Raw genomic sequence first — 20767 nt, forward strand, 5'->3', positions numbered from 1 at the left:
ACGTTAAGCCTTGTCAGAAACAGTAACACGTTCTATTTTTGTCTTTGTGAGCTACAACATAGCCGATCTCGTCGAACACGCCGTCGACCTGATGCCCGACCGGATCGTGCTGGTCGGCGAACATCGCGAGTCGACCTACGCCGAACTGGAGGAGCGGGCCAACAAATTGGCCCACTACCTGCTGGAACAGGGTGTGCGTCCCGGCGACAAAGTCGGAATCTACAGCCGGAACACCGTGGAGGCCGTCGAAGCGATGGTCGCCGTCTTCAAGGCGCGGGCGGTGATGATCAACGTCAACTTCCGCTACGTCGAGAACGAGTTACTACACATCTTCGACAACTCGGACATGGTCGCCCTGATCCACGAGCGCCGCTACAGCGACCGGGTGGCCGCGGTGCGCGACAAGGTGCCCGCCCTGAAGACGGTGATCGTCGTCGAGGACGGCACCGACACCCCGACCGCACCGGGAACGGTGGAATACGAGGCGGTTCTTGCCGACTCGTCCGGCGAGCGCGACTTCGGCGAACGCTCGCCCGACGACATCTACATGCTCTACACCGGCGGAACCACCGGCCTGCCCAAGGGCGTCATGTGGCGCCACGAGGACGTCTGGCGGGTGCTCGGCGCGGGCATCAACTTCGTGACCGGCGAATACGTCAAGGACGAATGGGAGCTGGCCAAGGTCGGCGCCGCCAATCCGCAGATGGTGCGCTACCCGATCCCGCCGATGATCCACGGCGGCTCGCAGTGGGCCACCTTCCACAGCCTGTTCGGTGGTGGCAAGGCCGTGATGATTCCGGAGTTCAGCGGGCACGGTGTCTGGCAGGCCGTCGACAAGCACGGCGTGAACCTGCTCTTCATCACCGGTGACGCGATGGCGCGCCCGATGCTCGACGCGCTCGCCGAGGGCAACCCGGAAACCGGTGAGCCCTACGACCTCTCGACGCTGTACGTGCTCGCCAGCAGCGCCGCGCTGTTCTCGCCCTCGCTCAAGGACAAGTTCCTCGAGGTGCTGCCCAACCGGATGATCTCCGACTCCATCGGTTCCTCGGAGACCGGCTTCGGCGGTCTGGCGCTGGTAACCAAGGGCGCCACCCACACCGGTGGTCCGCGGGTGAAGATCGACGCGGCCACCCAGGTGCTCGACGAGGACGGCAAGCCGGTGGAGCCGGGTTCCGGCGTCGTCGGCATGCTCGCGCGCAGCGGCCACATCCCGCTCGGCTACTACAAGGACGAGGTGAAGTCGGCCGCGACGTTCAAGGAGTACAACGGGATTCGCTACGCCATCCCCGGCGACTACGCGCGCGTCGAGGAGGACGGCACCGTCACCATGCTCGGCCGTGGTTCGGTGAGCATCAACAGCGGTGGCGAGAAGATCTACCCCGAAGAGGTGGAGGGCGCGCTCAAGGCCCACCCCGAGATCTTCGACGCGCTCGTCGTGGGTGTGGAGGACGAGCGGTGGGGTCAGCGGGTGTGTGCCGTTGTCCAGTGTCGCGGTGACAAGCGCCCCACCCTCACCGAGCTGAGGCCGCTGCTCACCCAGGAGATCGCCTCCTACAAGCAGCCACGCAGCCTGTGGTTCGTCGACGAGATCAAGCGCTCACCCGCCGGTAAGCCCGATTACCGCTGGGCCAAGGAGCAGACCGACGCCCGTCCCGCCGATGAGCACGCCGACGCAGGCGCCTCCTGAGGTGACACCATCGAATCGGCCCGCCCAGCATCTCGCTGAGCGGGCCGATTCGCGTCTACCGGGCCTGCGCCACCGCTGGACATGTGATCACCACGCTCTGGTGGCGGCGGCCTCTCGGGCTTTGCCGTCACCAGAGCGTGGTGGCTCAGCGGGCGCGGAGTTCGGCGAGTTGGTAGGCGAGTCGGGTGCGGACGGCGGGGATTCGGGTGAGGACGCGCATGGCGGCGTTGCGGAGGGTGCGGGCGGGGGTGGAGCCGAGGGTGGCCATTTTCGTCATGCGATCGGTGAAGGCGACGACTTCGGTCGCGATGGGCCTGCGGGTCGTTTCGTAGGCGTCGAGCAGGGAATCCGGCTCGCCCGCCGCGACTTTCGCGAGCAGGGTGCCGAGCAGGGCGGCGTCCTGGATGCCGGTGTTCATGCCCTGTCCGCCCGCGGGGCTGTGGACGTGGGCGGCGTCGCCCGCGAGCAGGACACGGCCGGCGCGGTACCGGTCGGCGACGCGGTGGTGCACGCGGAAGCGTGAGCTCCACAGGACCTCGTCGACGCGGACCTCGCCCGCCGGGCCGCGGGCGTCGAGGACGGCCTGGATGTCCTCGCGCGTGGGGTGTTCGGGTGCCTCGTCCACAGTGGCGACCACGCGGTAGCGCTCGCCGCCCGCGTCGGGGAGCGGGGCGACGACGGTGACGCCTTCGGGTGAAAGGTGTAGGGATACCTCGCTACGCGGGGACGGCCAGGTCATCCGGACGTCGGCGAGGACGAACGACGCGGGGTAGGTGTCGCCGGTGAAGCCGATGCCCGCCTGCTCGCGGACCACACTGTGCATACCGTCGGTGCCGACCACGTAGTCGGCCGCGATGCTGCCCGGTGTGCCGTCGGCGTTCACGTATTCGACGGTGGCGGAGTCTTTTTCGTTACGGACCGCGGTCACCGTGATCGGGCGGTGCACCCGACCGCCCGCCTTGTGGAGGCGAGCGAGCAGGACGCGCTCGGTGACATCCTGGGGGACCATCAAGGTGTAGGGGAACGCGGTCGGCAGGCCGCCGAATTCGATGGTGGCCAGGGTCTTCGGGCCGTCGTGCACCTTGAAGGTCGGCACCTCGATGCCGAGTCCGGCGAGTTCGTCGGCGATACCGAGCTCGTCGAGCACCTCGAGTGTCCTGGCGTGCACCACGGCGGCGCGAGAAGTGTTGGCGCCCTCGGCGAGACGGTCGATGAGCACGTGATCGATGCCCGCTTCGGCGAGCACGATCGCGGTGGTGAGGCCGGCGGGGCCCGCGCCGACGATGACGACGGAAGTGGTTGCGGGGAGGGTGGTGGCGGCCATTTCGACTCCTGGTCAACGAGTGTTTGCCAACGCTTGTAGGCATAACGGTAGAGCTGGGGGCGCTAGAAAGTCAACAGTTGTTGGCCTACAATCGTTGGCATGCCATCCGCACCGCAAGAGCAGCCGGTCCGACGCTCCGATGCCACCCGCGCGGCCATCCTCGCCGCTGCCCGCGCCCGCTTCGCCGCCGACGGCTACGCCAAGGCCACCATCCGCGCCATCGCCGCCGACGCCGACATCGATCCATCGATGGTGATGCGCTACTTCGGCTCCAAGGACGGACTGTTCGCCGCAGCGGCCCAGATCGACCTCGACCTCCCCGACCTCGGCGCCGCCGAACCGAACGCATTGGGGGAGTTACTGATCCGCCGCTTCCTCACCATCTGGGAGGACAACGACAACACCGTCCTGCTGATCCTGCTGCGCACCTCGATCACCGACGACGCGGTAGCCGAGCGAGTCCGCGAAATCTTCGCCGCCCAGGTCCTCCCCGCGGTCCTGCGCTTCGGCGATCCGGCCGACGCCCCGCGCCGGGCCGGATTGATTGTCACCCAACTCCTCGGCCTGGCCCTGTGCCGCTACATCCTGCGCCTACCGCCGGTGGTGGCTCTCGCTCCAACTCAGATCGTCACCGACATCGCGCCGACCTTGCAGCGCTACTTGACCTTATGAGTCGGTGAACGACAGCCCTGGTCGGCATCGGTATGCGCAACCCGTCGGATGAAGCGTCGCGAGCTCACGAGTATGCGAAAACCGCTGCGACCGCGTCGAAGTCGTGGTCGCAGCGGGCGGCCGGCAGGTCGAACCGCCGGCTCGAAACGCGGCGCGCGGCGGTTGTCGCTTATCCCGCCAGCTGGGCGCCGAGGGCGAGGAGGTGGGGGGTCGCGCCGCCGAGGGCGAATTCGTGGTGCTTGGCGGCGGTGAAGTAGTTGTGGGTGATGTGGTCGCGGTCGATGCCGAGGCCGCCGTGGACGTGGACGACGGTGTGGGCGACCTTGTGGCCCGCTTCGGCTGCCCAGAACTTGGCGATGTGGACCGATTCGGTGGCGGGCAGGCCCTCGGACAGGCGCCAGGCCGCCTGGGTGACGGTGAGGCGGAGGCCGCCGATGTCGATGTAGGCGTCGGCCAGGCGCTGGGCCACCGACTGGAAGGAGCCGATGGCCTTGCCGAACTGTTCGCGGGTGCGGGTGTGCTCGGCGGTGATGTCGAGTGCGCGTTCCAGGGTGCCGAGCTGCAGGGCGGAGAGGCCGAGCCAGGCGCGCTCGCGCAGCCAGGTGAGGATGTCGGCGCCGGATTCCACGGTGCAGAGCAGTTCGGCCGGGGTATTCGCGAACTCGACGAGGAATTCGGGGGACAGGTCGACGACCTGCTGCGGCGTCACCACGGCATTCGCCGGGTCGACCAGGAATACCGCCACGGTGCCTGCAGCCGAGTCATTGCCGGAGATCAACGCCGGGACCAGGATTCGCTCTGCCCGGTCCGCGTACGGGACGGTCGTCGCGACGCCGGTCAATGTCCACGCGGCACCCGTGCCGCGCGAAGGCGAATCGTCACCGGCTGAATCGGTGGCCGAGATACCGGCGGCGGTCGGGTTGCTGCTCGCCGGATCGGCCGCGGAGGCGGGGCTGTCGGCAGAGGCAGGAGTCGCGGTGATCCCGGGTGCACCGATCGGATCGTGCAGCGACGCCGACAGGGCCGCCGTCAGCACCACCTCACCCGCCCCTGCGCGCTGTGCCAGCGCATGCTGGTCCGCCGCGCCGAACCGCGCGAGCGCACCCGCACCGAGCACGATCGACCACAGGTACGGCACCGCGGCAACGGAACGGCCGAGTTCACGCAGGACAGCGGACTGCTCGAGCTCGCCGAAATCGCTGCCGCCCAGCGCGTCCGGCAGTGCGGCAGCGAGCACGCCGGTTTCGGCGAGCGCCTTCCACAGCTGCTCGTCGAAGCGGCCCGGTGTGTCGAGCTCACGCAGCCGATCGGCGGTGACGAGTTTGGCGCAGACCTCGCCGGTGAGGCGGGCGAGGTCGGTCTGGGCTTCGGTAGGGGTGAAATCCATAGCGGTTTACCGGCTTTCGTGGATCAGCGGGCGGCGGCGGGCTGGCGCAGGGCGGTCATGGCGATGATGTCGCGCTGCACCTCGTTGGTGCCGCCGCCGAAGGTGAGGATCAGGGCGGCGCGGTGCATCCGCTCCAGCCTGCCGAGCAGCACCGCACCGGGGGAGTCCTGGCGCAGGTAGGCGTCGGCGCCGACCACTTCCATCAGCAGCCGGTAGGCCTCGGTGGCCAGCTCGGTGCCGTACACCTTGCACGCCGAGGCATCCCACGGACGCGGCGCGGCCTCGCCGCCCTGGTCGGCGCGGCTGGCGATCTCCCAGTTCAGCAGCTTCAGATATTCGACCTTGGCATGTACGCGGGCCAGATTCAGCCGCGCCCATTCCTGGTCGATCACGCGAGAACCGTCGGGCAGCAGCGTGTCGCGGGCCCACGCCGTCGTCTGCGCCACGGCCAGCGACAGTGGCCCGGCCGAGGTGAGCGCCACCCGCTCGTGGTTGAGCTGGTTGGTGATCAGCGACCAGCCGCCGTTCTCCGGGCCGACCATCGACGACGCGGGAACGCGAACATCCTGGTAGTAGGTGGCGCTGGTGTCGGGCCCGGCCATGGTGTGCACCGGCGTCCAGGAGAAGCCCTCGGCGGAGGTCGGCACGATGAACATGCTGATCCCCTTGTGCTTCTTGGCAGCGGGGTCGGTGCGCACGGCCAGCCAGATGTAGTCGGCGTAGGCGATGAGGCTGGTCCACATCTTCTGACCGTTGATGACGAAGTCGTCACCGTCGCGCACCGCGGCGGTGCGCAGCGAGGCCAGGTCGGTACCCGCGCCCGGCTCGGAATAGCCGATCGCGAAGTGCAGCTCACCGGCGGCGATGCGGGGCAGGAAGAACTTCTTCTGCTCCTCGGTGCCGTACTGCATGATGGTCGGCGCCACCGAGTTGAGCGTCAGGAACGGGACGGGCGCACCCGCGATGGCGGCCTCTTCGACGAAGATCAGCTGATCCATGGTGGTCCGGTCCTGGCCGCCGTACTCCTTGGGCCAGCTCAGGGTGAGCCAGCCGTCGCGGCCCATCTGACGCACCACCTCGCGGTATACGTCGCCCTCGCCGTACTCGCCGGTCTGCAGGCTCAGCGCCTTCTTGCGCTCCGGTGTCATGAGCCCGGCGAAATACGCGCGCAGCTCGGCGCGCAATTCTTCCTGCTGCGGCGTGTACGCGACGCGCATGCTTCCCACCTCGGTGTCGAACTCCAGCTTCGGTGAGCCGATCATTGCACAGCGACTGGAACATGTTCCAGTATTGACAGTGAATCGGTGCCGGTTCCGCCGCGCGAGGTATGCCATCCGGGTTACTCTCGCCGAGACCGTCTGGAAGGAAGATCCCATGAAGATCATCGTCGATTTCGACCGCTGCGAAGCGAACGGCGTCTGTGTCGGAATCGCCCCTGACATGTTCGAACTCGATGACGACGATCAGCTGACCGTCGCCGAGGGCGATATCGCCGCCGACCGTGTCGCCGATGCGGAGGAGGCGGTGGCGCAGTGCCCGAAGGCCGCGCTGAGATTGGCGTGATCGCCTCTTGTCGGATGGTGAAACACGTTCTAAAGTCGGCCCGATGAGTGTGATGCAGACTTCACTGGAGGGCCGGGTCGCCATCGTGACCGGTGCGGGCGCGGGTCTCGGCCGGGCCGAGGCGCTCGCGCTGGCCTCGGCGGGCGCGGCGGTGGTCGTCAACGACCTCACCGAGGACGCGGCCGCCGAAACGATCGCCGCAATACGCGAACTCGGCGGAAAAGCGGAATTCGTCGGTGGAAGTATCGCCGAACGTGCCACCGCCGACGCGCTCGTCGCCACCGCGCGGGAATCGCTCGGGGGCCTCGATATCGTTGTCAACAATGCGGGTATTACGCGCGATCGCATGCTCTTCAACATGTCCGACGAAGACTGGGACGCGGTACTCGCCGTTCATCTGCGCGGCCATTTTCTTTTGTCGCGCAATGCTTGCTCGTATTGGCGAACGGCCTCCAAAGCGGCGGGCGAACCGGTGTACGGACGGTTGATCAATACCTCCTCCGAGGCCGGTCTGCTGGGTCCGGAAGGCCAGGCGAACTACGGTGCGGCCAAGGCGGGCATCACGGCGCTCACCCTTTCGGCGGCGCGCGGATTGTCGCGCTACGGCGTGCGGGCCAACGCGATCTGTCCGCGTGCGCGCACAGCCATGACCGAGGCTGTTTTCTCCGAGGCGCCCGAGGGTCAGGTCGACCCGCTCGCTCCCGAACATGTCGCGAAACTGGTCGCCTACCTGGCCTCACCCCCGGCCGACGAGGTGAACGGGCAGGTCTTCGTGGTCTACGGCCCGATGGTCGCGCTGATGGCGCCGCCGACGGTCGAGCAGCGCTTCGACGCCGCGGGCGAACAGTGGGCCGAGGACGATCTCGCCTCGACCCTGCAGCAGTACTTCGCCGGCCGCCCGGCCGATCACACTTTCTCGGCGCGAGCGCTTCGCGATCTCGGCTGAGGGTTGCCGGATGTTGGCCGGGCGGAAAGTGGCCGACCCGGCTCGCCGCAGATCTGTTGTACGCCGGTCCAGGTATTGGTAGACATGGACGTCGGCGTGTGTGGTGTCTCACAGGAGGTCTGAGTGAAGCGGTCAGGAGTCGTTTCAGTTCGGATGGCATTTTCCGGGAAAAACTCCTGGTACAAGTCTCCGGAAATCGCAGACATTCGTGAGAACGTGTTCTAGTCTTTGGGCAGTCTTCAGATCGGGGTGGCGGTGAGGTACGGAAACGCGGACGCCATGGTTCGCCCGTCTAACGAGGAGGATTGCCGGTGAACGACCTCCTTGCTGTCCCGTTGCGGGCAGTCGGCGGATTCTTCGAACTCGGCGCGGAAGTGGCACGAGCCGCCTTCCGCAGGCCGTTCCAATGGCGTGAGTTCGTCGACCAGTCCTGGTTCGTCGCCCGCGTCTCCATCCTGCCGACGCTGCTGGTGGCCATCCCGTTCACCGTGCTCGTCGTCTTCACCCTCAACATCCTGTTGCGCGAGATCGGTGCCGCCGACCTCAGCGGGGCGGCCGCCGCGTTCGGCGCCGTCACGCAGGTCGGCCCGATCGTCACGGTGCTGATCGTGGCCGGAGCGGGCGCGACAGCGATCTGCGCCGACCTCGGCGCCCGCACCATTCGCGAGGAGATCGACGCGATGAAGGTGCTCGGCATCGACCCGGTGAGCCGGCTGGTTGTGCCACGCGTGCTCGCCTCGATGTTCGTGGCGCTGATGCTCAACAGCCTGGTGTGCACGGTCGGTATCGTCGGTGGCTTCGCGTTCTCGGTGTTTCTGCAAGGCGTGAATCCCGGTGCTTTCGTCAACGGCATTCCGCTGCTCACCAATCTGCCCGAGCTGATCATCTCCGAAATCAAGGCGGGCCTGTTCGGGCTCATCGCCGGAATGGTCGCCTGTTATCTCGGGCTGCAGGTGAAAGGCGGGCCCAAGAGTGTGGGCGACGCCGTGAACCAGACCGTCGTGTTCGCCTTCATGGCGCTGTTCGTGGTGAATGTCGTCGTCACCGCGATCGGCCTGAAATTCACGGTGCGGTGAACACATGGCCTTCGTAGTTCGTTCCAAATTTCCCCGCGCGGTCCGTCGTTACGAGCGGGCGTCCAAAGCGATGGACTCCCTCGGTGACAAGGCGATCTTCTTCGTCAAGGCACTCGGCTCGGTACCGCGCGCCCTGGTGCACTACCGCACCGAGACCATCCGGCTCATCGCCGAGATCAGCATGGGCAGTGGCGCTCTCGCCGTGATCGGCGGAACCGTGGTCATCGTCGGCTTCCTGACGCTGATGGCGGGCGGCACCATCGCGGTGCAGGGTTACAGCTCGCTCGGCAATATCGGCGTCGAGGCGCTCACCGGCTTCTTCGCCGCCTTCATCAATGTGCGCATCGCGGCGCCGGTGATCTCCGGTATCGGCCTGGCCGCGACCATCGGTGCCGGCGCGACCGCCCAGCTCGGTGCCATGCGCGTGGCCGAGGAGATCGACGCGCTGGAATCGATGGCGATCCGGCCGGTGCCGTTCCTGGTCGGCACCCGGGTGCTGGCGGGCATGATCGCGATCGTGCCGCTCTACGCCCTGGCGGTGATCGCCTCGTTCATCGCCAGCCGCTTCGCCACCGTGGTGATCTACGGGCAGTCGGCGGGCGTCTACGACCACTACTTCTCGACCTTCCTCATCCCCAGCGACATCCTGTGGTCGTTCGCGCAGGCGATGGTGATGGCGCTGGCCGTGATGCTGATCCACACCTACTACGGCTTCCACGCCGCGGGCGGTCCGGTCGGCGTCGGTGTGGCGGTCGGCAACGCGGTGCGGGCCTCGCTGGTCGCGGTCGTCACGGTGACGCTGCTGATCTCGCTGGCCATCTACGGCACCTCCGGCAACTTCCACCTCTCGGGATAGCGGTATGGACACCTCACGGATCGTTGCCGCACTGCAGGGCGGGCTCGGGCGCAAGCTCGCGGCGCTTGCCCTCGTCGGCGTACTCGTCGCGGGCGCGGCCTTCGCGATCGCGCTGTTCCAGGGTGCGTTCACCAACACCGCCGTGGTGCTGGTCGACGCGCCACGCTCGGGGTTGGTGCTGGACCCCGACGCCAAGGTGAAGGTGCGTGGCGTCGAGATCGGCCGGGTCGCCGACATCGACCTGGCCGCCGACGGTGCGACCCTGCGGCTGGAACTCGACCCCGATCAGCTGAAGCTCGTGCCCGACAATGCCGGGGTCGACATCCGCTCGACCACGGTGTTCGGCGCCAAATACGTCAATTTCATTGTGCCCGAACAGCCTTCTTCGAAGTCGCTGGCGCCGGGCAGCACCGTCTCGGCGAGCTCGGTGACCGTCGAGTTCAACACCCTGTTCCAGCACCTGTCCGATGTGCTCGCCCAGGTGGAGCCCGAAAAGCTGAACGCGACCCTGACCGCGCTCGGTACCGCCCTCGAAGGGCGCGGCGACAAGTTCGGCGATCTGCTCGTCCGATCGGATCGCTATCTGCGCGAACTGAATCCGTACCTGCCCACGCTGCAGACGGACCTGGACAAGACCGCGCAGGTGACCGGGATCTACGCCGATGTCGCCGATCCGCTGTTGCGCACGGTCGACAATTCGACGGGCACCGCGCAGACCATCACCGAAATGCAGGGTCAGCTCGACAACGTGCTGGTGAATGTGATCGGCCTGTCCGACACGGCCGGAACTGTCCTGCGGGAGAACGAGAACGACCTGGTGACCGCACTCGACCTGCTGCGACCGTCTACCGCAGTACTGTACGACTACCGCGAATCGGTGGGTTGTGTCGTCAACGGTCTCGGCACACTGATGCCGATCGCCGAGGATATGTTCGGTGGCTTGCTGCCTGGCGTCGGCATGAACGCGAGCTTCATGCTCGGCGCCAAGCCCTACAGCTACCCGGACGACCTACCGAAGGTGAATGCCACGGGAGGCCCGCGTTGTGAAGGCGTACTGGACCGCGTACCCGACAGCCATTCGGACTACCTGGTGACCGACACCAGCGAGGGCGCTCCGTACGCACCGACCACGCGCCACGAATTCCACGGCATGCCTCGGGTATTCCAGCTGCTGCTGGACGGAATGCCGGGAGTGACACGGTGAAGAACACAGGGACGACGATAAAACTGGCGATCTTCACCGTGGTGATGACGCTGGTATTCGCCGGTCTGGCAATCGTTTTGAGTCAGGCGCGGTTCTCCAGCGAGAACGGCTATCGCGCGGTGTTCACCAGCTCTTCGGGCATGGTGCCTGGTGCCAAGGTACGCATCGCCGGTGTGCCGGTGGGTTCGGTGACCTCGGTGAAGGTCGGCGACGACAACCTCGCGCACGTCGAGTTCGATGTCGACACCAAGTACGCGGTCCTGGCCAGCACCCGGGCGGCGATCAAGTACGAGAACCTGGTCGGCGACCGGTATCTGGAGCTGCTGGAGGGGCCGGGTTCGGCTCGCCGGCTTTCCGACGGCGACACCATCGGCCTCGAGCAGACCCAGCCCGCCCTCGACCTCGACCTGCTGCTCGGCGGATTCAAGCCGCTGCTGCGCGGGCTCGACCCGGCGCAGGTCAACGACCTCACCGAGGCGCTGCTGCAGATCTTCCAGGGGCAGGGCGGAACGCTCGTGTCGCTGCTCAACAGCGGTGGCGGCTTCGCCAAGACCCTGGCCGATCGCGACGCGCTGATCGGCAGCGTGATCGACAACCTGAACACCGTGCTCGCCACGGTCAGCGATCGCGGCGACCAATTCGCCACCACCATCGACGAACTGCAGCGCCTGGTCAGCGACCTGTCCGCGGAGCGCGATCCGATCGGCAACGCCTTGCCGAGGATCGCGGGCGCGACCAAAGAGGTCAACGACTTGCTGGTGCAAGCCCGTCCCGACCTGCGCTCCACCATCGAACAGACCGGTCGGCTCGCCACCAACCTGGACGAGGGGTCCGATCACATCCAATGGGTGCTCGACAGACTGCCGGATACCTACAAGAAGCTCATCCGGATCGGCTCCTACGGCTCCTTCCTCCAGCTCTACATCTGCGGTACCAACTTTTTGATCAGTGGCCCCGATGGCAAGCCGATGGAAGTCCACATGCCGGCGCTGCAGGTCACCGGAAGGTGTAAGCCCAATGAATGACGACAAGTCGCCCGCGGCGACTATCGGCATCGTCGGCGTGGTGCTGGCGCTGACGATCTCGCTCGCGACGCTGCAATTCACCGACCTGCCGTTCATCCGCTCGGGTGCGACCTTCACCGCGAACTTCCTCGACGCGGGCGGTCTCGTCCCCGGCGACCCGGTGCATGTGGCCGGTGTGCGCTCCGGCGAGGTACGGCAGGTGAGCCTCGACGGCGACAAGGTTCTGGTGAAGTTCGACCTCGACGAGTCGATCGTGCTGGGGGAGAAGACGACCGCCGCGATCAAGACCAACACCGTGCTCGGCCGCAAATCGCTGGACGTGGTGCCGGACGGCCCAGGCGCCATCGGCGCGCGGGACACCATTCCGGTCGAGCGGACCACCTCGCCCTACTCGCTCAACGAAGCATTGAGCGATCTCGGCGGGACGGTGCGCGACCTCGACCTGGAGCAGGTGGACCAGACCCTCGACACGCTGTCGGCGGCGTTCGCCGATACGCCGGGACCGCTGCGCAACGCGCTCGACGGTGTCACCGCGCTCTCCCGCAGCATCAACACCCGCGACCAGGCGCTGACCGACCTGCTGGCCAGGGCACAGAACGTCACCAAGATCCTGGCCGACCGCAGCACCCAGCTCAACACGCTGCTCATCGACGGCAACGCGCTGCTCGGCGAGCTCGACCGGCGCCGGGCCGCGATCAACCAGCTCGTCGTGTACATCGACGATGTGGCCAAACAGCTTTCGGGCCTGGTCGCCGACAACGAGCCGCAGATGCGGCCGACGCTGGACCGCCTGAATTCGGTCCTCGCCCTGCTCCAGCGCAACAAGCAGAATCTCAACGACGCCCTCGACGGTCTCGGCCCCTACGCCGCCGCGCTCGGCGAGCAGGTCGGCAACGGGCCCTGGTTCAACGCCTACGTGGTGAACGCGTCAAGTGTCGAGCTCCGTCCACTCGTCGACGCGCTGGTCTGGCCCGAACAACTGCCCCAGGACGTGATCGACATCTTCACCCACCCCAGGACGCCGTATATCGCTCCTGCCGAGGAGGATCCGCCGCGATGAGTGTCACCCAGCAGGTGCGCGGGTTGCCGCGCTGGACGATCGCGGTGGCGGTGGTGGTGATCGCGGCGCTTGTCGCGGTCGGTGTCTACCTCGTGACCGGAGTCGGAAAGAACACGGTGACCGCCTCGTTCACCTCGACCACCGGTCTGTACGCGGGCGACGAGGTGCGGGTACTCGGCGTCACCGTCGGCAGCATCGACTCCATCGAACCGGGCCGCGGCCAGGTTCAGGTGAAGATGAGCATCGACAGCGATATCGACCTGCCCGCCGACGCGCGCGCCGTCATCATCGCGCCGTCCTTGGTCTCGGCCCGGTTCGTGCAGCTCGCGCCTGCCTACAGCGGCGGCCCGAAACTGGCCGACGGAGCGCAGATTCCGCTCGAGCGCACCGCGGTGCCGGTGGAGTGGGACGAGATCAAGGCCGAGCTGACCAAACTGTCGGCCGCGCTCGGTCCGGTCGGTGACGACAAGCAGGGCTCCTTCGGCCGCTTCGTCGACACCGCGGCCCAGAACCTCGACGGCAACGGCCAGAAGTTCCGCGACACCCTGCGTGAACTGTCCGCGACCCTGACCACCCTGTCCGACGGGCGGACCGACCTGTTCGCCACCATCCGCAACCTGCAGAAGTTCGTCGAGGTGCTCTCGGCGAGCAACGAGCAGATCGTGCAGTTCAGCGGCAGGCTCGCGTCGGTGTCGTCGGTGCTGGCCGGTGCGTCGGAAGAACTCGGCGCCGGTCTGGACAGTCTCGATGTGGCACTGGCTGATGTGAAGCGGTTCCTCGAGGGCACCGGTGGTGAGCTGACCGAGGGCGTCGAGCGGCTCGCCGACGTCACCCAGACCCTGGTGGACAATCGGCCCGAGATCGAACGGGTGCTGCACTCCGGCCCCACGGCGATGGTGAACTTCTACCAGCTCTACAAACCGGCTCAGGGCTCGCTCACCGGCGCTGTCGCACTGAACAACACGGCCAATCCGCTCAGCTTCCTGTGCGGGTCGATCCGGGCCATCGAACACAACAACTCCGACAAATCCGCGGACCTGTGCGCGGAATTCCTTGCGCCCGTGATCAGTTCGCTCGCCATGAACTATGTGCCGATCATGACCAACCCGGCCAGCGGCGTCACCGCCTTCCCTGAGCAGTTGGTGTACAGCGACCCGAGCCTTGAAGGTGCGGTCCAGCAGGACCAGCCGCCCGGCGCGGCGCCGATCACCGTGCCCGAAGGCCTTGCGGGGCTTGCTATTCCAGGAGGACCGCGATGAGGCGGCGCATACTCGCCGGGCTGGCCGTCGGCGTCGCCGTGGCGCTCGGCACCACCGGCTGTCAGTTCGACGGGCTCAACTCGTTGCCCATGCCGGGCTCCGAGGGGCGGATGGACGGCTCCTACACGGTGCGCATCCAGATGCCCAATGTCACGACGCTGACCCGGAATTCGCCGGTGCGGGTGAACGACATCGAGGTCGGCAACGTCACCGGGATCGAGGTCGAAGGCTGGCACGCGCTGGTGACGGTCTCGCTCAATCCCGATGTGCGCCTGCCTGCCAACGCGGTCGCCAAGATCGGGCAGACCAGTCTGCTCGGCAGCAACCACGTCGAATTGGCCGCGCCCACAAGCGAACCGCCGGCCGGACAGTTGCGGGGCGGCGATGTCATCCCGCTCGAACGGGCCGGTGCCTACCCGACCACCGAACAGGTGCTGTCGTCGCTGTCGGTGGTGCTCAACGGCGGCGGTATCGCCCAGCTCGAGACGATCACCACCGAGCTGAACGCGATGGTGAACGGTCGTGAGGACGAGATCGCCGACCTGCTCCCGCAGCTCAACGAGCTGACGACCGGGTTGCAGCGCCAGACCGGCAGCATCATCGCCGCGATGGAGGGTCTGGATCAGCTGGCGGTGAAACTGGCCGGTCAGCGTGAGGTGATCGCCGAGGCGATCGAGCAGATCCATCCCGCGCTCACCGCCCTGGCCGACCGATCGGCCGACATCACCAGGGCGATCACGGCGCTCGGTGAGCTCGGTGACGTCAGCGAACGACTGATCAAGACCAGCGGCGACGACCTGGTGGCCAACCTGCGCAGTCTCGGCCCCGTGCTGCAGACGCTGGCCGACACCGGAACCAACCTGATTCAGGCGCTCGGCATCCTGCCGACCTTCCCGTTCCCGATCAGGAATATCGACAACGCGATCATGGGCGACTACCTGAATCTGTTCATCACCTTCGACCTGACCGCCAGCCGTCTCGACAGCAACTGGCTCACCGGTACGCCGCTCGGCGGTCGCTTCGGCGGTGTCGAGGGTGTGGTCGGCTCGTTCGCGCCGTCGACCGCCACGGATGCCGGTGACCCGGCCACCGCGCCGATGGCGCCCGCACCGGCCCCCGCGCCCGCCATCCCCGGGCTACCGGCCATTCCCGGCCTGCCCGCCATCCCCGGTATCACCGCGCCGCTGCCCGGCCAGGAAGGGGCGGGTCGATGAAACTCACCCGGTTCGTGCGAGCCCAGCTCGCGATCTTCGCGGTGCTCACCGTGATCGGTCTGGTCGTGATGAGCGGCAGCTACCTGCATGTGCCCGCGATGTTCGGCATCGGCCGGTACGCGGTGACCGTGCAGCTCGCCGCCACCGGCGGGCTCTACCCGACGGCCAATGTGTCCTACCGGGGCCAGAACATCGGCAAGGTGGAGGCGGTGCGGCTCACGCCCGCGGGCGTCGAGGCGGACCTCTCGATCGACAGCGACTACAAGGTCCCCGCCGATTCGAGCGCCTGGGTGCGCAGTGTCTCGGCGATCGGCGAGCAGTACGTCGACCTCGTGCCGAGCGAACAGCCCGCCGACGGACACCTGCGCGACGGCTCGGTGATCCCGGTGCAGCGCACCCACCTGCCGCAGGACGTCGGCGCGATGCTCGATCAAGCCGACAAGTTGCTCGCCACCGTCGCCGACACCCGCCTGCGCCAGGTGATCGACGAGGCGTTCCTGGCGTTCAACGGTGCCGGACCCGACCTGCAACGGTTCATCGACTCCGCGGCGCTGCTGATCCAGCAGGCCGAGACCGACATCGAACCGACCAAGAAGCTGCTCGACCAGATCGGCCCGCTGCTCGACACCCAGATCGAGTCCGAGGCCGATATCCGCTCCTGGACAAACGATCTGGCCACGATCACCGACCAGCTCCGCGAAAGCGACCCGACGCTGCGAAACCTGTTGAACAACGGCCCTTCCGCGATGGAGGTGGTGAACAAGCAGTTCCAGGATCTGCGTCCCACCCTGCCGCTGCTGGCACGAAACCTGGTGAGCCTCGGGCAGGTCGGCGTGACGTACAACGCCAGCGTGGAACAACTTCTGGTCGTCTTCCCACCCTTGATCGCGGCGCTGCGCACCGCCATCCGCGGCCCGGCCAAGTACGGCGTGATGGTCGACTTCATGACCGTGCTCAACGACCCGCCCGCCTGCACCACCGGCTTCCTGCCCGCGGAGCAGTGGCGCCAGCCCAGCGAGCTGACGCCGATGGACACTCCGCCCGGGCTGTACTGCAAGGTCCCGCAGGACTCGAACATCGCGGTCCGCGGCATCCGCAACACCCCGTGCATGGAGTTCCCCGGCCGCCGCGCACCCACCCCCGAACTGTGCCGGACCGGGTTCGTGCCCGAGGGCAACAACCCGCCGTTCGGCGAGGTCGAGCCGGTCGCTCCGGCGTCCGCACCGGCAGGCGCATCGACGGGCGCTGTGACGCCCGCCGCAGCGCGCCCCTATGATCCGTCGACGGGTACGTACCTGGGAACAGACGGACGCACCTACCGCCAAGGTGACATCGCCACCGATGGTTCGGGCACCGTTCCGGCCAGCTGGCAGGCGATGTTGGAGGAGCAGCAACGATGAACGACAACGACAACCGCCGCCCGCGTCGCCGGGCAGCACGCTCGGCCGGGCCACCGGCCGAGGAGAAGGCGGCCGTGACGGTGGCCGTGAGTAAGAGCGAATCCGTATCACCAGCCGCTGAGGCCGCCCAGTCGGCGGACACGGTGAAGTTCGCGAAGGGCGCCGCCGCACCCACGGTGAAGTTCGGCAAGGATGCCGTCGAGCCCGCCGCCCCGACCGAGAAGATCGACAAGGACGCCGTCGATTCGTCCGCTCCGACCGTGAAGTTCACCGGCGGCATCGCGCAGTCCGAGGACTCGGCGGTGCCGAACGTCCCCGACGCGGAGAAGAAGTCGCGCGTGCGTCGGGTCCTCGCCGTCGCGGCGGCGGCCGTCCTCGTGCTCGCGCTCATGGTCGGCGCGGGGGTTTCCGCTGTCGCCGCGTTCATGACCGACGCCGAAGAGGACCTGCGCGCGGAGTACACCGAGACCGCACGTCAGGCCGTGCTGAACCTGACGACCATCCGCGCCGAATCCGCCAAGGAAGACATCGACCGCATCCTTGCCGTGGCTTCGGGCGACTTCAAGTCCGAGTTCGACGGTCGAGTCGACCCGTTCATGGATGTCGTCAAGCAGGCCAACGTGGTGTCCAACGGCAGTGTTGTCGAGTCGGCCATCGTCTCGGCCGACCTCGAATCCGCGCAGGTGCTCGTCGCCGCGAAGCAGACGGTGACCAACAACGGTTCGCCCGAACCCCAATCGCGTCAGTACCGATTCCGCATCACCGTGACCAACGGTGAGACGGGCATGACCGTGTCGAAAGTGGAGTTCGTCGGATGAGCCGCAGAAGCGCACAGATCATTTTCGGCGTCCTCGCCGTCTTCGGCCTGATCGCCGCCGCCGTGCTCGGCGTCAGCGGCTATCAGCTGTGGGAGCACGACCGCACCGAGCAGGCCCGCGGCGAGGCGATGAGCACGGCGAGCCGCACGGTGAGCGCCATGTTCAGCTATGAACACGTCACCGTCGACACCGAGCTGCCCAAGGCGGCCGACGGCCTGAGCGAGTCCTTCCGCAACGACTACCTGCGGCTCATCGAGGAAGCCATCGCGCCCGGCGCCAAGGAGAAGCAGCTCACGGTCAAGGCGACAACGCAGGCCGAAGGCGTGATCTCCGCCGAACCCGAGCACGCGGTGGTGCTGCTGTACCTGAATCAGGTGACCACGAGCAAGGACGCGCCGCAGGGCACCGCCTCGGGCAGTCGCGTCCGGGTCTCGCTGGACAAGACCGGCGATCGCTGGCTGGTTTCCCAGGTCACGCCGGTCTGAGTCCTAACGGCTGGTGTCGGGGTAGTTGTCGTCGTCCTCGCTGAGTAGCGCGGAGCCGGCCACATTGCCCTGGGAGAGAGCGTCGAGGAAGGCGCGGGCCCAGCGGTCCACGTCGTGGGTGAGGACCTGGCGGCGCATGGAGCGCATGCGACGGCGTTTGGTGTCGCGGTCGTCGTCGAGGGCGCCGACGATCGCGTCCTTCACGCTGTCCAGGTCGTGCGGGTTGCACAGGTAGGACTGCCGCAATTCGGCTGCCGCACCGGTGAATTCGCTGAGTACCAGGGCGCCGTTGAGGTCGCTGTGGCAGGCCACGTACTCCTTGGCGACCAGGTTCATGCCGTCACGCAGCGGTGTGACGAGCATGGCGTCGGCGGCCACGAAGAAGGCGATCAGCTCGTCGCGGGGGATCGGCCGGTGCAGGTAGTGCACCACCGGGTAGCCGACGCGGGCGAATTCGCCGTTGATCCGGCCCACCTGACGTTCGATGTCCCCGCGCATCTTGATGTAGCTCTGTACGCGCTCACGCGACGGCGTGGCCAGCTGGACCATCACTGTCTCGGCCGGGTCGACGCGACCCTCCTCCAGGAGCTCCTGGAGGGCATTGAGGCGGATGTCGATGCCCTTGGTGTAGTCGAGGCGGTCGACACCGAGCATGATGTTCTTGGGGTTGCCCAGTTCGGCGCGGATCTTGGCCGCGCGTTCACGCACCGACCGGCGGCGTGAGTGCTCGTCGAGTTCGGCGGAATCGATCGAGATCGGGAACGCGCCGACGCGCACCGTGCGAAAACCGACCTGGACCACACCCAGCTTCGACCGCACACCGATGGTGCCGCGCGAGGTGGGCTGACCGGCCAGCCTGCGGGCCAGGTACAGGAAGTTCTGCGCGCCACCGGGCAGATGGAAACCGATCAGGTCGGCGCCGAGCAGGCCCTCGACGATCTCGGTGCGCCACGGCATCTGCATGAACAGCTCGACCGGTGGGAACGGGATGTGCAGGAAGAACCCGATGGTCAGATCCGGGCGCAACATGCGAAGCATCTTCGGCACCAGCTGCAGCTGGTAGTCCTGCACCCAGACCGTCGCGCCCTCGGCGGCCACCTTCGCGGTCTCCTCGGCGAAGCGCCGGTTGACCTCCACATAGGCCGCCCACCAGGCCCGGTCGTACACGGGCCGCACGATCACGTCGTGGTACAGCGGCCACAGCGTGCCGTTGGAGAACCCCTCGTAGTAGTCCTCCACCTCCTGCGACGACAGCGGCACCGGATACAGCTCCAGCCCGTCCTCGATGATCGGCTCGACGTCGACATCGGGCACCCCGGCCCAGCCGACCCAGGCGCCTTTGTTGCTGCGCAGTACCGGTTCCAGCGCGGTCACCAGACCGCCGGGGCTGCGCTTCCACCGGGTGGTGCCGTCGGGCAGTTTCTCGAGGTCGACCGGGAGCCGGTTGGCGACGACGACGAATCCCGATCCCGCACCCGAGGGTGCCACGGGTTCTCCGGACGGACGGTCGTTGGACTGTTCATCGATCATCTGGTCCACTCACGCATCCTTTGCGTCGCAGGGTGCCGTTTTGAGGTTGTAGTTAGGTGGTTCTCAGCTGGGGCCGATGCCGAGCATCGACAGCAGCATGCGGCACTCGTCGGCGTCCTCGGCATATGCCGCGACCACGCGCTGCGCCTGACGAGCGGTCTCGTCGGCCAGCGGCTCGAGCTCGTCGTCGGCGATGTCGTTGGCGGTGCTCTTCGCGGCCATAGTGGTTCGTCCTCCCGGTTTTCCAACGCTCTTCGTGCGAGTAGTCAATAGTATCGGGCGCCGGTTACCGTGGATTGGTTCGTCAACCCGACCGAAAGGTTTCCCCATGCCACTGGCCACGGTGAACGGCATCGCACTGAACTATCAGGTCAAGGGCGACCGTACCAAGGGCACCGACGTCAAGGGCGGCGGTCCGCTGGTGGTGTTGATCATGGGAACCGGTTCGCCCGGACGCGTCTGGGAGCTGCACCAGGTGCCCGCGCTGGTCGCGGCCGGATACCGGGTCTGCACCTTCGACAACCGCGGCATCGCGCCGTCCTACGAAGCCGCGGGCGGTATGCGCATCGAGGAGCTGGTCGCCGACACCGCCGCGCTCATCGAACTCCTCGACGAGGGTCCCGCGCTGGTCGCCGGCACGTCGATGGGTGCGCGGGTGGCCCAGGAACTGGCCCTCGCCCGCCCTGATCTCGTGCGCAAGGCCGTGTTCATGGCCGGTCACGGCCGTCTCGACCAGTTCCAGAAGACCCTGTCGGCCGGTGAGCAGGACCTCGACGCCTCGGGCGTGCAACTGCCCGCCAAGTTCGAGGCGGCCGTCACCGCGGTGATGAACCTGTCGCCCGCCACCATGGCCGACCGCAACGCCGCCCGCGACTGGCTCGACCTGTTCGAGTTCACCGGCGGACCGGCCACCGCGGGTATCCGCGCCCAGCGCGCCATGGATCACGACTTCGACCGCGTGGCCGCCTACCGCGCGATCACCGTGCCCTGTCTGGCGATCGGTTTCGCCGACGACCGGATGATTCCCCCGTACCTGTCGCGCGAGGTCGCCGAGGCCATCCCCGGTGCCCGGTACCAGGAAATCCCCGACGCGGGTCATTTCGGCTACCTTGAACGGCCCGAGGCCGTGAACAAGATCCTGCTCGATTTCTTCGCGAGCTGAGGTAACCGCCTACGCGTAACGTATGGCTTGCTAGGGTCGACACAACGCTCGGGGCTTGCCGGCCTCAGCGATCCCGTACACAGCGCCAGTATCCAG

The 20767-nt window shown here is 67.1% G+C and carries 20 protein-coding genes; 15 read left to right on the top strand and 5 right to left on the bottom strand.

What is annotated here, in order from left to right; all coding sequences use genetic code 11:
• The first annotated feature begins 46 nt into the window (after positions 1 to 46).
• Positions 47 to 1690, top strand: a complete 1644-nt coding sequence (locus tag NCO8_RS16740; RefSeq protein WP_067640698.1) for an acyl-CoA synthetase — start codon at positions 47 to 49, stop codon at positions 1688 to 1690.
• A 145-nt stretch (positions 1691 to 1835) separates the two neighbouring features.
• Here the strand turns inward: NCO8_RS16740 and NCO8_RS16745 are convergent, their stop codons facing one another.
• The gene (locus NCO8_RS16745) at positions 1836 to 3014 is read right to left on the bottom strand and encodes an FAD-dependent monooxygenase (RefSeq protein ID WP_067640699.1); all 1179 of its coding nucleotides are present in this window, start codon (positions 3012 to 3014) and stop codon (positions 1836 to 1838) included.
• 99 nt (positions 3015 to 3113) lie between these two features.
• Between NCO8_RS16745 and NCO8_RS16750 the strand changes: the two genes are divergently transcribed.
• Positions 3114 to 3686, top strand: coding sequence for a TetR/AcrR family transcriptional regulator (locus tag NCO8_RS16750; protein ID WP_067640701.1), 573 nt, complete (start codon positions 3114 to 3116; stop codon positions 3684 to 3686).
• A 169-nt stretch (positions 3687 to 3855) separates the two neighbouring features.
• Here NCO8_RS16750 and NCO8_RS16755 read toward each other — a convergent pair whose 3' ends face one another.
• Together NCO8_RS16755 and NCO8_RS16760 are read right to left on the bottom strand one after the other, a co-directional pair.
• Entirely contained in the window at positions 3856 to 5073 is a 1218-nt protein-coding gene (locus tag NCO8_RS16755) for an acyl-CoA dehydrogenase family protein (protein ID WP_067640705.1), read from the bottom strand.
• A 23-nt stretch (positions 5074 to 5096) separates the two neighbouring features.
• Positions 5097 to 6290 (bottom strand): acyl-CoA dehydrogenase family protein, encoded by a 1194-nt coding sequence (locus NCO8_RS16760; protein WP_067492311.1) that lies wholly within the window; start codon positions 6288 to 6290, stop codon positions 5097 to 5099.
• Positions 6291 to 6447: 157 nt separating this feature from the next.
• Between NCO8_RS16760 and NCO8_RS16765 the strand changes: the two genes are divergently transcribed.
• The 12 genes from NCO8_RS16765 (at position 6448) to NCO8_RS16820 (ending at position 17979) form a co-directional block, all read left to right on the top strand.
• On the top strand, positions 6448 to 6636 hold the full coding sequence (locus NCO8_RS16765; RefSeq protein WP_067640707.1) for a ferredoxin: 189 nt from the start codon (positions 6448 to 6450) through the stop codon (positions 6634 to 6636).
• Positions 6637 to 6679: 43 nt separating this feature from the next.
• Positions 6680 to 7582 (top strand): 3-oxoacyl-ACP reductase, encoded by a 903-nt coding sequence (locus tag NCO8_RS16770; RefSeq protein WP_067640712.1) that lies wholly within the window; start codon positions 6680 to 6682, stop codon positions 7580 to 7582.
• Between the two features lie 311 nt (positions 7583 to 7893).
• The gene (locus tag NCO8_RS16775; RefSeq protein WP_067492283.1) at positions 7894 to 8658 is read left to right on the top strand and encodes an MlaE family ABC transporter permease; all 765 of its coding nucleotides are present in this window, start codon (positions 7894 to 7896) and stop codon (positions 8656 to 8658) included.
• A 4-nt stretch (positions 8659 to 8662) separates the two neighbouring features.
• The gene (locus NCO8_RS16780) at positions 8663 to 9514 is read left to right on the top strand and encodes an MlaE family ABC transporter permease (RefSeq protein WP_067640714.1); all 852 of its coding nucleotides are present in this window, start codon (positions 8663 to 8665) and stop codon (positions 9512 to 9514) included.
• Positions 9515 to 9518: 4 nt separating this feature from the next.
• Entirely contained in the window at positions 9519 to 10718 is a 1200-nt protein-coding gene (locus NCO8_RS16785) for an MCE family protein (RefSeq protein WP_067640716.1), read from the top strand.
• Positions 10715 to 11743, top strand: a complete 1029-nt coding sequence (locus tag NCO8_RS16790) for an MCE family protein (protein ID WP_084457243.1) — start codon at positions 10715 to 10717, stop codon at positions 11741 to 11743. The genes NCO8_RS16785 and NCO8_RS16790 overlap by 4 nt, the downstream gene beginning before the upstream one ends.
• Positions 11736 to 12803: an MCE family protein gene (locus tag NCO8_RS16795; protein ID WP_067640721.1), complete on the top strand. Its 1068-nt coding sequence runs from the start codon at positions 11736 to 11738 to the stop codon at positions 12801 to 12803. Before NCO8_RS16790 ends, NCO8_RS16795 begins: the two co-directional genes overlap by 8 nt.
• A complete protein-coding gene (locus NCO8_RS16800) occupies positions 12800 to 14062 on the top strand; it encodes an MCE family protein (RefSeq protein ID WP_067492287.1) in 1263 nt (420 codons plus the stop codon). The genes NCO8_RS16795 and NCO8_RS16800 overlap by 4 nt, the downstream gene beginning before the upstream one ends.
• Entirely contained in the window at positions 14059 to 15276 is a 1218-nt protein-coding gene (locus tag NCO8_RS16805; protein WP_067640723.1) for an MCE family protein, read from the top strand. Before NCO8_RS16800 ends, NCO8_RS16805 begins: the two co-directional genes overlap by 4 nt.
• Positions 15273 to 16676 carry an MCE family protein gene (locus NCO8_RS16810; protein WP_067640731.1) on the top strand — a complete coding sequence of 468 codons (1404 nt, stop codon included), beginning with the start codon at positions 15273 to 15275 and terminating at the stop codon, positions 16674 to 16676. Before NCO8_RS16805 ends, NCO8_RS16810 begins: the two co-directional genes overlap by 4 nt.
• On the top strand, positions 16673 to 17494 hold the full coding sequence (locus NCO8_RS16815; RefSeq protein WP_067640733.1) for an Rv1363c family protein: 822 nt from the start codon (positions 16673 to 16675) through the stop codon (positions 17492 to 17494). Before NCO8_RS16810 ends, NCO8_RS16815 begins: the two co-directional genes overlap by 4 nt.
• The gene (locus NCO8_RS16820) at positions 17491 to 17979 is read left to right on the top strand and encodes an Rv1363c family protein (protein WP_067492291.1); all 489 of its coding nucleotides are present in this window, start codon (positions 17491 to 17493) and stop codon (positions 17977 to 17979) included. Before NCO8_RS16815 ends, NCO8_RS16820 begins: the two co-directional genes overlap by 4 nt.
• A 3-nt stretch (positions 17980 to 17982) precedes the next feature.
• Here the strand turns inward: NCO8_RS16820 and NCO8_RS16825 are convergent, their stop codons facing one another.
• The gene (locus NCO8_RS16825) at positions 17983 to 19509 is read right to left on the bottom strand and encodes an alpha,alpha-trehalose-phosphate synthase (UDP-forming) (RefSeq protein WP_067640857.1); all 1527 of its coding nucleotides are present in this window, start codon (positions 19507 to 19509) and stop codon (positions 17983 to 17985) included.
• A 63-nt stretch (positions 19510 to 19572) separates the two neighbouring features.
• Positions 19573 to 19731: a hypothetical protein gene (locus NCO8_RS31870; RefSeq protein WP_166655756.1), complete on the bottom strand. Its 159-nt coding sequence runs from the start codon at positions 19729 to 19731 to the stop codon at positions 19573 to 19575.
• 106 nt (positions 19732 to 19837) lie between these two features.
• On the opposite strand from NCO8_RS31870, the gene NCO8_RS16830 reads away from it, so the two are divergent.
• Positions 19838 to 20671, top strand: a complete 834-nt coding sequence (locus NCO8_RS16830) for an alpha/beta fold hydrolase (RefSeq protein ID WP_067640735.1) — start codon at positions 19838 to 19840, stop codon at positions 20669 to 20671.
• The last annotated feature ends 96 nt before the right edge of the window (positions 20672 to 20767 follow it).

This window comes from Nocardia coubleae NBRC 108252 (assembly GCF_001612805.1).
GTDB classification, from domain to species: Bacteria; Actinomycetota; Actinomycetes; order Mycobacteriales; family Mycobacteriaceae; genus Nocardia; species Nocardia coubleae.

Excerpts from the sequence above, each read along its gene's own strand:
- NCO8_RS16765 (WP_067640707.1), top strand. The coding sequence starts at position 6,448 with ATGAAGATCATCGTCGATTTCGACCGCTGCGAAGCGAACGGCGTCTGT.
- NCO8_RS16815 (WP_067640733.1), top strand. The coding sequence starts at position 16,673 with ATGAACGACAACGACAACCGCCGCCCGCGTCGCCGGGCAGCACGCTCG.
- NCO8_RS16750 (WP_067640701.1), top strand. The coding sequence starts at position 3,114 with ATGCCATCCGCACCGCAAGAGCAGCCGGTCCGACGCTCCGATGCCACC.
- NCO8_RS16805 (WP_067640723.1), top strand. The coding sequence starts at position 14,059 with ATGAGGCGGCGCATACTCGCCGGGCTGGCCGTCGGCGTCGCCGTGGCG.
- NCO8_RS16795 (WP_067640721.1), top strand. The coding sequence starts at position 11,736 with ATGAATGACGACAAGTCGCCCGCGGCGACTATCGGCATCGTCGGCGTG.
- NCO8_RS16780 (WP_067640714.1), top strand. The coding sequence starts at position 8,663 with ATGGCCTTCGTAGTTCGTTCCAAATTTCCCCGCGCGGTCCGTCGTTAC.
- NCO8_RS16800 (WP_067492287.1), top strand. The coding sequence starts at position 12,800 with ATGAGTGTCACCCAGCAGGTGCGCGGGTTGCCGCGCTGGACGATCGCG.
- NCO8_RS16820 (WP_067492291.1), top strand. The coding sequence starts at position 17,491 with ATGAGCCGCAGAAGCGCACAGATCATTTTCGGCGTCCTCGCCGTCTTC.
- NCO8_RS16810 (WP_067640731.1), top strand. The coding sequence starts at position 15,273 with ATGAAACTCACCCGGTTCGTGCGAGCCCAGCTCGCGATCTTCGCGGTG.
- NCO8_RS16830 (WP_067640735.1), top strand. The coding sequence starts at position 19,838 with ATGCCACTGGCCACGGTGAACGGCATCGCACTGAACTATCAGGTCAAG.
- NCO8_RS16825 (WP_067640857.1), bottom strand. The coding sequence starts at position 19,509 with ATGATCGATGAACAGTCCAACGACCGTCCGTCCGGAGAACCCGTGGCA.
- NCO8_RS16745 (WP_067640699.1), bottom strand. The coding sequence starts at position 3,014 with ATGGCCGCCACCACCCTCCCCGCAACCACTTCCGTCGTCATCGTCGGC.
- NCO8_RS16785 (WP_067640716.1), top strand. The coding sequence starts at position 9,519 with ATGGACACCTCACGGATCGTTGCCGCACTGCAGGGCGGGCTCGGGCGC.
- NCO8_RS16760 (WP_067492311.1), bottom strand. The coding sequence starts at position 6,290 with ATGCGCGTCGCGTACACGCCGCAGCAGGAAGAATTGCGCGCCGAGCTG.
- NCO8_RS16770 (WP_067640712.1), top strand. The coding sequence starts at position 6,680 with ATGAGTGTGATGCAGACTTCACTGGAGGGCCGGGTCGCCATCGTGACC.
- NCO8_RS16755 (WP_067640705.1), bottom strand. The coding sequence starts at position 5,073 with ATGGATTTCACCCCTACCGAAGCCCAGACCGACCTCGCCCGCCTCACC.
- NCO8_RS31870 (WP_166655756.1), bottom strand. The coding sequence starts at position 19,731 with ATGGCCGCGAAGAGCACCGCCAACGACATCGCCGACGACGAGCTCGAG.